Genomic DNA, 12,552 nt, shown 5'->3' on the forward strand with positions numbered 1-12,552 from the left:
AAAAAATCGAATAAATCGATTTTTTATCGCTAGTTTTTGCGCTTTTTTATCAATTAAATCGGCGTAGCATTGAACCCATAGAAACAAACAACCCCACGATTCCACTGGAGCAACGACCATGAAAAGCAAACTGATCCTGACCCTGGCTCTGTCGGCACTGGCTACCGGTGCATTCGCCGAAGACGGTTTCGACCGCACCAACGCCCACACCTTCAGCGCCGTCCAAACCCAGTCGGCCACTTATGCAGAAGATGGTTTCGACCGCACCGGCGCACAGCGCTTCGCTGAAGACGGCTTCGACCGCACCGGCGGCCAGCGCTTCGCTGAAGATGGCTTCGACCGCACCGGCGGCCAACGCTTCGCCGAAGATGGCTTCGACCGCACCGGCGGCCAACGCTTCACCGAAGATGGCTTCGACCGCACCGGAGGCCAACGCTTCGCGGAAAACGGCTTCGAACGCACCAACGCCCACCGCTTCAGCTGATCACTGAAGATGAGTACCCAGCCCGGCTTCGGCCGGGCTCGATCATTTCCAGCCAGGCCAAGCCTTGGCAAACTAGGCGCTTCGTCCACACACAGGAAAGGCCCATAGGCCTTGCGCAGATGTATTACTACGAACCCGCCAAAGGCCACGGCCTGCCCCACGACCCCTTCAATGCCATCGTCGGCCCACGGCCCATCGGCTGGATCTCCTCCCAGGATGCCGAAGGTCGCCTGAATCTCGCGCCCTACAGTTTCTTCAACGCCTTCAACTACATTCCACCGATCATCGGTTTCTGCAGCGTCGGGCGCAAAGACAGCCTGAACAACATTGAACAGACCGGCGAATTCGTCTGGAACCTGGCGACCCGCCCGCTGGCCGAGCAGATGAACCAGAGCTGTGCGGCCGTGGCTGCGGATGTGGATGAGTTCGTGCTCAGCGGCCTGACCCCGAGCGCTTCACGTGTGGTCGAGGTACCCCGGGTAGGCGAAAGCCCGGTGGCCTTCGAATGCAAGGTGAGCCAGATCGTCCAGCTCAAGCGCGCCGACCAGGCGCCAGTGCCGAGCTGGCTGATCCTTGGGGAAGTGGTGGCGGTGCACATCGCCGAGCACTTGCTCAAGGACGGCATCTACGACACCGCGGCGGCCGAGCCGATCCTGCGCGGCGGCGGCCCTGCGGACTATTTCGAGCTGGGCAACCTGTTCAAGATGACCCGGCCCCAGGTCAACGGCTGATCACCAGAGCAGCTCGCCCTCCTCGCTGACGCCCTGCAGGCGCGCAAGCTCGGCACAGGCGGCCTCATCGGCCGCCACTGCGCTCTTGAACACCTGGCCGTCGAGTACCTTGTAAAAGCGCGGCGCGCCACCGGCGCCTAGCCCCTTCACGGCAATCGCCGCGTTGTAGCCGCCACCTTCGACGGGAACCATCGCCGAAACCGCTTCGAAACGAGGAAACTCTCTACGTGCCATCGTGCAAATCCGTGTCTAGGTCAAAGGGCGGCATTCTACCGCACCCGTTACAGTGACGACGGGCCTCAGGCGAAGGTGTGCAGGTCCAGGCTGCTGACCACCTGGGCCTGCACCAACTCACCGAAGACGTCCAGGGTGGGCGATGCGAAATAGCCGCTCATCGCCTGCTGGTCGCTCCAGCTGCCACTGAGCAGCCAAAGGTCGCCATCGGCCTGGGACTGCTGCACGACGAAGCTCAGGCAACCCGGCGCTCGCAGCGACGGTTCCAGCAGGTCACGAAGGCGCGCGCCCAGCTCTGCCGAGCGACCATTGCTGGCGCGGATGAAAGCCAGGTGAGTGACCGGTTGTGACAGGGTCATGATCGATCTCCATGAACGAGGGGGCAATGAAACCAGGCTGCCAAGGTTAGGCCCTCGCCTGCGCGCGTGGTTAGGCGATTACTGTCGCTCGATTGCCTGATCCTGCCGCGCGACAGGATCAGGCAATCGAGGTGCAGCTTTAGACTAGCGCCTGCCCTTGCCCAAACCTATGCTGCGTCGGTCCATAGAGGAAACCGCCCCATGCCCATCGACCCCGCACTGGAATCGCAGCGCCAGGAACTGGCCGGCTTGATCCTGCGCCATGCTGGCGAACCCAATGGCCCGGCATCGGCCATCGATGACCTCTACCCCACGGCCTATCGCGAAAACATCCGCTCGATGCCGACCCTGGCCCAGCCCGCCCTGTGCATCCTGGCCCAAGGCAGCAAGAGCCTGTTCCTGGGCGATGAGCAATACGCCTACGACCCGCTGCACTACATGGTGGTGTCGGTGACCCTGCCGATCAGCGCCGCGCGCCTGGATGCCAGCCCGGAAAACCCCACCTTGGGCCTGCGCCTGGACATCGACCCGACCCAGATCAGCCAGCTGATCGCTGAAAGCGGGCCGATGCTGGTACCCAACCGGCCTTCTGGCCGAGGCTTGTACGTGGAAAAGAGTGACCCGCAGTTGCTCGATGCCTTGATACGCCTGATGCGCCTGCTCGATACGCCGCGAGATATCCCGGTCATGGCGCCGCTGATCCGCCGCGAGATCCTGTACCGGTTGCTGCGTGGCCCTCAGGGCCATCGCCTATATGAAATCGCCCTGGCCAACAGCCAGACCCACCGCGTGAGCCAGGCCATCACGTGGTTGAAGCAACATTACCACCTGCCCTTGCGCATCGAGGAGCTGGCGCGGGAAGTCAACCTGAGCACTTCGACGCTGCACCACCGGTTCAAGGCCGTGACCTCGATGAGCCCATTGCAGTACCAGAAACAACTGCGCCTGCAGGAAGCACGGCGGCTGATGCTCAATGACGGTATGGAAGCGGCGGTGGCCGGGTATCGGGTGGGCTACGAAAGCCCTTCGCAGTTCAGCCGCGAGTACAGCCGGTTGTACGGCGCGCCGCCGATTCGCGATGTGGCGCGATTGCGCGGCAATACGGGCTGAACAGGGGGTTGTGGGGCCAGTCCTGCGATCGGGCGGCCCTACCGGGCAAGGGCTTCGCCCTTGATCGCGGGGCAAGCCCGCTCCCACAAGGCCCGCAAAATCAAATAGTTATGCGTTGTTCTATGAGAGCGGGCTTGTCCCGCGATTGGGCGGTAATGCCCTGCGCTGAACGTCAGCCCCCCACCGCCGCCTGCCACTGCGTCTGGTCGACCTGAATCAGCGTCGGGCCCTGGCGCTCCACTGCATGCTTCAACGCTGCCTGCAACTGCGCCACATCGCCTACCTGCTGCGCCACAGCGCCCAAGGCGTGGGCCACGCCGATGAAGTCCGGGGTATGAATGTCCACGCCCACCGGCTCGATGGCCCGGTTGACCATGTACTTCTTGATTTCCTCGTACCCCTGGTTGTTCCACAGCAACACGATCAGCGGCACCTGTGCTTCCACCGCGCTGGCCAGCTCCGGCAAGGTGAATTGCAAGCCACCATCGCCGATCAGGCACACCGTTGGCGCACGCTCCTCGGCATGTGCCGCGCTGCCAAGCCAGGCGCCCATGGCCGCAGGCAACGCGTAACCCAGGGTGCCGTAGCCGGTCGAGGCGTTGAACCAGTGCCGCGGCCTGTCCATGTCCAGGGTCAGATTGCCGGTGTATACCGGTTGGGTGGAATCGCCCACCAGGATCGCATCGGGCAATGTCGCCAGGATACCCGTGAGCAGGCGGGTCTGGCTCAAGGTCGGCTGGTCCCAGCCTGCCGCCAGGTCCTGGCGCAGGCGAGCCACACGACCGACGCCCCAATCAGTACCTCGCGCAGGCTGCGGCAACGCTCGCAGGGCGGCGAGCAAGGCCTGCGCCGCTTGCTCGGCATCGGCCACCAGGGCGAGCTCCGGCAGGTAGTTGCGCACGGTCTGGTCTGGGTCGATATCGATGCGCAACAGGCTGCCGGGGATCTCGAAGCCGCCCTTGAAGGTCACATCGTAGTCGGTTTCAGCCAGCTCGGTGCCGATGGCCAGCACCACGTCAGCTTCGGCGACCAGGGCACGGGTGGCTGGCAGCGACTGAGTCGAGCCGATCTGCAGCGGGTGGTTAGACGCCAACAAGCCCTTGGCGTTGATCGTCAGCGCCACCGGGGCCTGCAGGTGCTCGGCAAGCCCCGCCAGGGCCGGGCCAGCTGCCAGGGCGCCGCCGCCCGCCAGGATCAGTGGCCGCCGGGCCAGGGCCAGGCGCTCGGCCATCTGCGCCACCATGCGGGGCGAGGCACCAGCACGCGTGGTGCGCACCGGCCGAGCGGGCAATAAATGGTCGGCAGGCTCGACCAGCACGTCCAACGGGATCTCGATATGCACGGGGCGCGGCCGGGCACCGTCGAACACGGCGAAGGCTCTGGCCAGGGCCTGCGGGAGGTCATCGGCACTCATCAGGGTCTGGGAAAACGCTGCCACGCCACCGACCAGTGCGCTCTGATTAGGCAGCTCATGCAGCTTGCCGCGCCCACCACCGAGCTGGTCGCGCGACTGTACGCTGGAGATCACCAGCATAGGGATCGAGTCGGCGTAGGCCTGGCCCATGGCGGTGGTGATGTTGGTCATGCCGGGGCCGGTGATGATGAAGCACACCCCCGGCTTGCCCCGAGTGCGGGCATAGCCATCGGCCATGAACCCGGCGCCCTGCTCGTGGCGCGGCGTGATGTGCCGGATCGAGGAGCCCGCCAGGCCACGGTAGAGCTCCACGGTATGCACGCCGGGAATCCCGAAGACATGGTCCACGCCATAGCCTTCGAGGAGTTTGACCAATACTTCGCCACAGGTTGCCATTGGAATTACCCTGGTTCTTGTTGAGTTCAGGTGCCCATGGAAGCAAGGCGCGGCTATCGCCACAATGCAAAAAAACACATACTAGCCATGTCCCTGGATCATGGCTTACGACAATGAAACGCCTGCCGCCCTTGCCCGCCCTGCATACCTTCCTGGTCACCGCCCAGCACTGCAATTTCACCCGTGCAGCGCAGCAGTTGCACATTACCCAGGGCGCGGTGAGCCGGCAGATCGCCGGCCTCGAGGAACACCTCGGCTATCCGCTGTTCCAGCGCCAGGCCCGTGGCCTGAGCCTGACCCGCGAGGGCCAGGACTGGCTGCCTCGGGTGCAGCAGGTGTTCGCATTGATCGAGCAAGGCGTGCGTGAGGTCGGCGAACGCAATAGCACGCTGCAGCTCAAGGCGCCTACCTGCGTGATGCGCTGGCTACTGCCGCGGCTTATGGAATGGCAGGCCCTGCGCCCGGATGTGCCGGTGGAGCTGACCACCACTGTCCAACATGGTGTGGATTTTCGCCGCGAAGGCTTCGACGCCGCGGTGGTCTACGGCGCGCAGCCTAACGGCGGCCTGCAGGTGCGCAAGCTGTTCGACGAGCAACTGACCCCGGTGTGTGCACCGTCGCTGCTGGAAGGCGCGCTGCCCCTGGCCCAGGTACATGACCTTGAGCGGCACATGCTGCTGCACCCTTCCCGGGACGAACACGACTGGCAGCTCTGGCTGCAGGCGACGGGCACCGACATCGTGCCCCACGGGCCTCGCCAGCATTTCGAGACATTGGACATGGCCATGGCCATGGCAGCCCAGGGCACCGGCGTGGCGATCGGGGATTGGGCGCTGGTGGGCGATGACCTGCGCAGTGGCCGGCTGTGCATGCCGTTCGGGCTGAAGGTGCTGACCGGCAAAGGGTACTACCTGGTCAGCCCTTCGAAGCACATGCCCGCGGGGTTGGGCGAACTGATGGACTGGCTCGAAGGGCGAGCTCGTCAGTGAATGCAGCGTAAGTCTTGAGTAGCTGGAGGCTAGGCAACGCCCATCACCACTTCATCTCCCCCTTGGCCACCTTGGCGCTGAGTTCCAGTGAGCTGCCATCGGCAAGATTCGGGTAACGTCGCTCCATCGCCTTGACCAGCGCGGCGGCATCGGTGGCCTTGGCCGTTTCGGTATCGAAGGCACGGATGTAATCGGCCGTGAAGCGTACCGCCTCCAGCGAACGGCTGCTCTGGCCCAAGTAATGGCCGGGGATCACGGTACGTGGCCCGAGCTGTTCGATACGTTCGAGGGTCTTGAGCCAGTCGGCATGGGACTGGGCGGTCTGGGTATCGGCCATCCATACGTGAATGTGCTCCGCCACGACCACGCCACCGACCACTGCCTTGATAGAGGGAACCCAGACGAAGCTGCGGTCCGGCTGCGGACCGTCCAGGCCCACGACTTCCAGCGCCTGGCCTTCCAGCTCCAGGCGATCGCCATCCAGGACCTGCGGCACGACCAGTTGCTCAGGCTTATCGGCCCCCATCTGCGGCCCCCAGTAGGCCAGCTTGGCATCCATGGTCTTGCGGATATGCGCCACGGTGGCAGCCGAGGCGACCACCCGTGCCTGGGGAAACGCGTGGGTCAAGGTGTCGAGGCCGAAGTAGTAGTCCGGGTCACCGTGACTGATGTAGATGGTGGTCAAGCGCTTGCCGCTGGCGCGCAAGCGCTCGACCAACTGCTCGGCCTGGGCCTTGCCGAACTGGGCATCGACAAGGATGGCATCGTGCTCACCGCGGACGATCACCGAACTGACCGGAAAGATGGCTTCATGGCCGGGGTTATAGACCTCCAGGTGAAGCGGGTCGGCGGCCAGGGCGTGGCCGGCCAGGGCTAGGCTGGCCAAGGCCAGGCCGCGCAGCGTATTGATCAGCGACATCGTGTTTGTTCCTGTGAGCGAGAAGTGGGCAACAGCTTAGTTGCCTGATCCGTCACAAAAAATGCGATGCTTGGACATAGTTTGTTTCTGAAAGCGAGCAGATCATGGACCGTCTCAACGCCATGCGCGTCTTCGTCACCGTCATCGATCTAGGCAGCCAGTCGGCCGCAGCCGATCACCTGCAGCTCTCGCGGCCAGTGGTTTCGCGCTACCTGGCAGAGCTCGAGGAATGGGTCGGTGCCCGCCTGATGCAGCGCACCACACGCAGGCTCAGCCTTACCGCCGCCGGCCAGGAAACCCTGCCCCGCTGTCGCCAGTTGCTGGAACTGGCCGGCGACCTGCAGGCCGCCGTGCGACAGCCTGACGAAGCACCACGCGGCGAGCTGCGCATCAGCGTCAGCACCTCGTTTGGCCAAGCCCAGTTGGTGGATGCGGTGGCTGACTATGTGAAGCGCTACCCGGGGGTGAAGGTCGAGTTGCAGATGCTCGATCGCACGGTCAACCTGGTAGACGAGCGCATCGACCTGGCAATCCGCACCAGCAACGACCTGGACCCGAACCTGATCGCCCGCCGCCTGACCGTGTGCCGCTCGGTGGTGTGCGCCTCCCCGGCCTACTTGCGCGCACATGGCGTGCCCGAACAGGTCGAGGCGTTGAGCCGGCACAACTGCCTGACCCATGCCTATTTCGGGCACAGCCTGTGGCAATTCAAGGTGAATGGGCAAAGCGTGGCCGTGCCGGTGCAGGGCAACATCAGCGCCAACGAGGCCATGACCTTGCAGAAGGCCGCCCTGGCGGGTGCCGGAATCGCCATGCTGCCGACCTACCAGGCCGCACCGGCCTTGCGCAGTGGCGAGCTGGTGCGCCTGCTGCCCGAAGCGCGGCCCCGGGAGCTGAGCCTCAATGCGGTGTACACCTCGCGCAAGCACATGCCGAGTACCCTGCGCAGCATGTTGGACTTCCTGGCGCAGCGGTTCCAGGACGAACCGGAGTGGGACAAGGATTTCTGAACAGGCCGGTCACTCCTCGACGCTCATGTACTCCTTGGCCCAACGAATATATTCCTCGGGCTGGGTATAAGTGTGCGAAAGCTCGGTCGCGTTGAGGTTGTCGGACTTGTTCTGCTGCCCGCGCTGAAGACGCAGACAGTCATAGGTGGCTTTGATGGCGGCGAAATAGGCGGCATGGCCATCGACCACGATGCGCACGCCCAGGCGCGCCAGACGCGCGTCGTCGCGCAGGTTCGGGTTGCCATAGCTCACCAGCATCAGCGGCACGGTCAGGTGCTCGGCGATCTGCTCGAGCTGGTCGAAATCCTTCACCCCCACCATGCAGATACCGTCGGCGCCCGCCTTCTGGTAGCTCTGGGTACGCACGATGATTTCTTCGGTGGTCAACACGCCGGCGTTGGTTCGGGCAATGATCGACAATGCCGAATCGACCCGTGCCTCGATGGCGGCGCGGATCTTGCCGACGCCCTCTTCCACCGGGATCAGATCCGTGGACTTACGCCCGAACTGCGCAGGCAAGAGAGTATCCTCGATGGTCAGCGCGGCAACGCCGGCACGTTCCAACTCGATCACCGTGCGCATGACATTGAGCGCGTTGCCATAGCCATGGTCGGCATCGGCGATCACCGGCAATTGGGCGACGCGGCCGATCCGGGTGGCCTGCTCGACGAATTCGCTCAGGGTGATCAGGGCGAAGTCCGGCGCGGCCAATACCTGCAGCGAGGCAACCGAACCACCGAGAATACCGACTTCGAAGCCAAGGTCCGCGGCAATACGGGCCGACATGGGGTCGAAGACCGACGCGGTGTGATAGCACGAACCGGACGCAAGCAGTTCGCGGAAGGCAAAACGCAGATCGTGGTGGGAAGCCTTGGGCATGATCACTCCGCAATAACAGGAAAATTTGAACGGGCTGACTACCGACCCCTGAATCGGGTCTACCTGACCTGTTCCAACCGTCGCCATCAGGGCGGTCATGCTCGACATGCAGGCAGAGGAATAGAAGGTGTGGGATACAACGACGGTAAATCGGAGCCGGAAAACCTTGCACCATGCTGGTGCAGGCCCCGTATTTCAGCCGCTGCGGTGGAGTCACGATATCACGCAGCCATGCTGCACTGGATGAATGCGCCAATGCCGATCTTGCATAGGGGATGCACATAATACATAGGAAGCTACTTAACTCCGCTACAATGCGGGCCTGCCCAGCGCCTGCCCAATATTGCCGACGCCACTTCGACATTGACTTCGAAAGGTTACAACGTGACTGCCGCCCTGCCCCCGACTGTCCTGCGCAGTGTCCTCACCGCTCTGATGCTGGCGATCCTCCTCGGCGCCCTGGACCAGACCATCGTCGCCGTGTCCATGCCGGCGATCTCGGCGCAGTTCAACGACGTCGGCCTGCTGGCCTGGGTGATTTCCGGCTACATGGTCGCCATGACCGTGGCCGTACCGATCTATGGCAAGCTCGGCGACCTGTACGGGCGTCGGCGTATGATTCTCGTCGGCACTGCCCTGTTCACCCTGGCCTCGGTGGCCTGCGCCCTTGCCCAGGACATGCAGCAGTTAGTGCTGGCGCGGGTGCTGCAGGGGATCGGCGCTGGAGGCATGGTCTCGGTGAGCCAGGCAATCATCGGCGACTTCGTTCCGCCCCGCGAACGCGGCCGCTACCAGGGTTATTTCAGCAGCATGTACGCCCTGGCCAGCGTCGCCGGGCCGGTGCTCGGCGGCTGGCTGACCGAATACCTGTCGTGGCGCTGGGTGTTCTGGATCAACCTGCCTCTGGGCCTGCTCGCTTTGTGGGCGATCCGGCGCGCCCTCGGCGGTATGCCGGTACAGCGGCGCGAGGCGCAGGTCGACTACCTGGGCGCACTGCTGTTGATCCTGGGCCTTGGCAGCCTGCTGCTGGGCATTACCCTGGTCGGCCAGGGCCACGCCTGGTTGTCACCACCGGTCCTGGCCCTGCTGGCCGGCGCCCTGCTCGGCCTGTTGCTGTTCGTCGGCCATGAGCGGCGCTGCCAGGAGCCGCTGTTGCCGCTCAAGTTGTTCGGCAACCGCACTGCCGTGCTGTGCTGGTGTGCGATCTTCTTCGCCAGCTTCCAGTCGATCTCCCTGACCATGCTGATGCCGTTGCGCTACCAGGGCATCACCGGTGCCGGGGCCGACAGCGCGGCACTCTACCTGTTGCCATTGGCCATGGGCCTGCCCTTGGGCGCCTTCACCGGCGGACGGCTGACCAGCCGTACGGGGCGCTATCGGCCACAGATCCTGATCGGCTTCGTGCTGATGCCATTGGCGATCCTCGGGATGGCCCTGACGCCTCCTCAATCGGCCCTGCTCGGCGCCGTGTTCATGCTGCTGACCGGTATCGCCTGCGGCTTGCAGTTCCCGACCTCGCTGGTGGGCACCCAGAGCGCGGTCGAGCTCAAGGATATCGGCGTGGCTACCAGCACCACCAACCTGTTTCGCGCGTTGGGCGGGGCGATGGGTGTGGCATGCATGTCCAGCCTGTTGCTGGCCTTGTTGCACCAGGGTGGTTTCGAGGCGCTTGGCAATCCGCTGCTGGGCAGCCTAAAGGCCGGGGAGCCGGACCCAATCACCCAGGCGCGGTTGATGGAAACCTTCCGCCTGTTGTTGATGACCAGTGCCGGGCTCTCGTTGCTGGGGCTGGTGGCGGCGATGGCCATGCCTGATCGGCAGTTGCGGGGGCGGTGAGCGCAGCGCGATTCGTGGTCATGCACGGCGCCGTCCGTAGGAGCGGCCTCGTGCCGCGAAAGGGCCGCGCAGCGGCCCATTCCGCAAATGCATTAACTTCGTCTTAATGTACGAAGGAAACACTTCATCACAATCATTAACAAAGTCTCATTTGCGTAACGAAGGGCTCAAGCGCAGCATATCCAACCCTGTGTCGACCCATTTCTCCACATCGCGTAGCAGGTCGAAGCTGTCCGGCAGCAACAACCAGCGCCCGATCAGGCCATCGACATAGGCAAACATGGCGACCGCGGCACGCTGCACATCGAGGTCGCTCGGCAATTGCCCGCGACGCACTGCATTGGCCATGGCCAGTGCAATACCCTGGTGGCAATCCAGCACTGCGCTCTGGCGTTGCTGGCGGATCTCGCACATGTCATCGGTGAATTCGCACTTGTGGTGCAGAATTTCATTGATACGCCGGGTCCTGGCATCGAGCACCAACTCGTTGAGGACCTGCAGCAACAAGGTGCGAATGCAGCCCAACGGGTCGAGTTCGTCCTCGCTTTCGCTGGCACGGGCCAGGTGGTCATGGGTTTCATGCAGGCTGTCCAGCAGTGCCTGCACCAATTCGGCCTTGTTGTTGAAGTGCCAGTAGATCGCACCCCGGGTAACGCCCGCGAGCTGCGCGATGTCGGCCAGGGTGGTTCGCGCAACTCCGCGCTTGTAGAAGGCCTTTTCCGCCGCCTCGATGATCTGGGCACGGGTTTCCTGGGCTTCTTCTTTGGTTCGACGGACCATGGCAGCTCAACCTCATCATGGCCCGCGTGCGCGTACGGCACGCGGTAATTCAGGCCAGGGCGGCCTATTGAAGGCCCGCCCCGGGGTTATTCGACGAATCCGCTGCGGCGCTTTGCACCCGCTTGCGGTATTTACAAACAAGCATGAATGTAAGTATATTCGTTAGTAAGCTATTTATCCACCGGATAGCACCTTTTCTGAAAACACTTCCATTATTCTTGAGCGTCTCCCAGCTCTAGCGACCCGAGGATCCTCATGCAATTCAAGCCAGCCGTTACCGCCCTGGTTTCCGCCGTCGCCCTGGCAACCCTGCTAAGTGGCTGTAAGAAAGAAGAAGCAGCGCCTGCGGCGCAGGCTCCTCTGGTCGGCGTCGTTACCCTCCAGCCGCAGGCCTATACCCTGACTTCGGAACTGCCGGGGCGTACCACCGCCTTCCGCGTGGCCGAGGTTCGCCCGCAGGTCAATGGCATCATTCTCAAGCGCCTGTTCAAGGAAGGCACCGAGGTCAAGGAAGGTCAGCAGCTGTACCAGATCGACCCTTCCGTCTACGAAGCCAACCTGGCCAACGCCAAGGCCAACCTGCAGGCCACCCGTTCCCTGGCCGAGCGCTACAAGCAGCTGATCGACGAGCAGGCTGTCTCCAAGCAGGAATACGACGACGCCAATGCCAAACGATTGCAGGCCGAGGCTTCGCTCAAGAGCGCGCAGATCGACCTGCGCTACACCAAGGTCCTGGCCCCGATCAGCGGCCGTATCGGCCGCTCCGCGGTGACCGAAGGTGCATTGGTGAGCAACGGCCAGAGCAACGCCATGGCCACCATCCAGCAGCTCGACCCGATCTACGTCGACGTCACCCAGTCCACCGCCGAGCTGCTCAAGCTGCGCCGTGACCTGGAGAGCGGCAAGCTGCAGAAGGCCGGCGACAACGCCGCCAAGGTGCAGTTGGTGCTCGAGGACGGCAGCCTGTTCAAGCAGCAGGGCCGCCTGGAGTTCTCCGAAGTCGCGGTCGACGAGACCACCGGCTCGGTCACCCTGCGTGCGATCTTCCCCAACCCCGACCACACCCTGCTGCCAGGCATGTTCGTCCATGCCCGCCTGCAAGCCGGGGTCAATGCCAATGCCATCCTGGCGCCCCAGCAAGGCGTGACCCGTGACCTCAAGGGTACGCCGACCGCACTGGTGGTGAACAAGGAAAACAAGGTCGAACTGCGCCAGCTCAAGGCCAGCCGTACCCTGGGCAGTGACTGGCTGATCGAGGAAGGCCTGAACCCGGGCGACCGCCTGATCACCGAAGGCCTGCAGTTCGTGCGGCCAGGGGTCGAGGTCAAGGTCAGCGAAGCCACCAACGTCAAGAAACCGGCCGGCCCAGCACAGGCCAGCGCGGCGAAAGCAGACGCCAAAGCGGAGTAAA

13 protein-coding genes are annotated in these 12,552 nt (G+C 63.6%); 7 read left to right on the top strand and 6 right to left on the bottom strand.

Features of this window, described 5'->3' with window-relative positions:
• Window positions 1-118: 118 nt before the first annotated feature.
• Both IRZ56_RS07180 and IRZ56_RS07185 read left to right on the top strand, forming a co-directional pair.
• On the top strand, window positions 119-484 hold the full coding sequence (locus IRZ56_RS07180; RefSeq protein ID WP_196144313.1) for a heme utilization protein: 366 nt from the start codon (window positions 119-121) through the stop codon (window positions 482-484).
• 119 nt (window positions 485-603) lie between these two features.
• The gene (locus IRZ56_RS07185; protein ID WP_196144314.1) at window positions 604-1,215 is read left to right on the top strand and encodes a flavin reductase family protein; all 612 of its coding nucleotides are present in this window, start codon (window positions 604-606) and stop codon (window positions 1,213-1,215) included.
• Here the strand turns inward: IRZ56_RS07185 and IRZ56_RS07190 are convergent, their stop codons facing one another.
• The gene (locus tag IRZ56_RS07190; protein ID WP_196144315.1) at window positions 1,216-1,449 is read right to left on the bottom strand and encodes a hypothetical protein; all 234 of its coding nucleotides are present in this window, start codon (window positions 1,447-1,449) and stop codon (window positions 1,216-1,218) included.
• Between the two features lie 65 nt (window positions 1,450-1,514).
• Window positions 1,515-1,808, bottom strand: coding sequence for a putative quinol monooxygenase (locus IRZ56_RS07195; RefSeq protein WP_196144316.1), 294 nt, complete (start codon window positions 1,806-1,808; stop codon window positions 1,515-1,517).
• A gap of 201 nt (window positions 1,809-2,009) precedes the next feature.
• Here IRZ56_RS07195 and IRZ56_RS07200 point away from each other — a divergent pair, with 201 nt between their 5' ends.
• Entirely contained in the window at window positions 2,010-2,918 is a 909-nt protein-coding gene (locus IRZ56_RS07200) for an AraC family transcriptional regulator (RefSeq protein WP_196144317.1), read from the top strand.
• Between the two features lie 172 nt (window positions 2,919-3,090).
• Here IRZ56_RS07200 and IRZ56_RS07205 read toward each other — a convergent pair whose 3' ends face one another.
• Window positions 3,091-4,728 carry a 5-guanidino-2-oxopentanoate decarboxylase gene (locus IRZ56_RS07205; RefSeq protein WP_196144318.1) on the bottom strand — a complete coding sequence of 546 codons (1,638 nt, stop codon included), beginning with the start codon at window positions 4,726-4,728 and terminating at the stop codon, window positions 3,091-3,093.
• Between the two features lie 113 nt (window positions 4,729-4,841).
• Between IRZ56_RS07205 and IRZ56_RS07210 the strand changes: the two genes are divergently transcribed.
• Window positions 4,842-5,717 (top strand): LysR substrate-binding domain-containing protein, encoded by an 876-nt coding sequence (locus IRZ56_RS07210; RefSeq protein WP_196144319.1) that lies wholly within the window; start codon window positions 4,842-4,844, stop codon window positions 5,715-5,717.
• Window positions 5,718-5,760: 43 nt separating this feature from the next.
• On the opposite strand, the gene IRZ56_RS07215 is transcribed toward IRZ56_RS07210, so the two are convergent.
• Window positions 5,761-6,636, bottom strand: coding sequence for an MBL fold metallo-hydrolase (locus IRZ56_RS07215; RefSeq protein WP_196144320.1), 876 nt, complete (start codon window positions 6,634-6,636; stop codon window positions 5,761-5,763).
• A gap of 104 nt (window positions 6,637-6,740) precedes the next feature.
• Between IRZ56_RS07215 and IRZ56_RS07220 the strand changes: the two genes are divergently transcribed.
• Window positions 6,741-7,646, top strand: a complete 906-nt coding sequence (locus tag IRZ56_RS07220; protein ID WP_196144321.1) for a LysR family transcriptional regulator — start codon at window positions 6,741-6,743, stop codon at window positions 7,644-7,646.
• Window positions 7,647-7,655: 9 nt separating this feature from the next.
• Here the strand turns inward: IRZ56_RS07220 and IRZ56_RS07225 are convergent, their stop codons facing one another.
• Window positions 7,656-8,525: an isocitrate lyase/PEP mutase family protein gene (locus IRZ56_RS07225; RefSeq protein ID WP_196144322.1), complete on the bottom strand. Its 870-nt coding sequence runs from the start codon at window positions 8,523-8,525 to the stop codon at window positions 7,656-7,658.
• A gap of 384 nt (window positions 8,526-8,909) precedes the next feature.
• On the opposite strand from IRZ56_RS07225, the gene IRZ56_RS07230 reads away from it, so the two are divergent.
• Window positions 8,910-10,361, top strand: a complete 1,452-nt coding sequence (locus IRZ56_RS07230) for an MDR family MFS transporter (RefSeq protein WP_196144323.1) — start codon at window positions 8,910-8,912, stop codon at window positions 10,359-10,361.
• Window positions 10,362-10,508: 147 nt separating this feature from the next.
• Here IRZ56_RS07230 and IRZ56_RS07235 read toward each other — a convergent pair whose 3' ends face one another.
• Entirely contained in the window at window positions 10,509-11,141 is a 633-nt protein-coding gene (locus tag IRZ56_RS07235; RefSeq protein WP_196144324.1) for a TetR family transcriptional regulator, read from the bottom strand.
• Window positions 11,142-11,396: 255 nt separating this feature from the next.
• Here IRZ56_RS07235 and ttgA point away from each other — a divergent pair, with 255 nt between their 5' ends.
• Window positions 11,397-12,551 (top strand): toluene efflux RND transporter periplasmic adaptor subunit TtgA, encoded by a 1,155-nt coding sequence (ttgA, locus tag IRZ56_RS07240; RefSeq protein WP_196144325.1) that lies wholly within the window; start codon window positions 11,397-11,399, stop codon window positions 12,549-12,551.
• Window position 12,552 lies beyond the last annotated feature (1 nt).

The organism is Pseudomonas guariconensis (genome assembly GCF_015680235.1).
Classification (GTDB): domain Bacteria; phylum Pseudomonadota; class Gammaproteobacteria; order Pseudomonadales; family Pseudomonadaceae; genus Aquipseudomonas; species Aquipseudomonas guariconensis_A.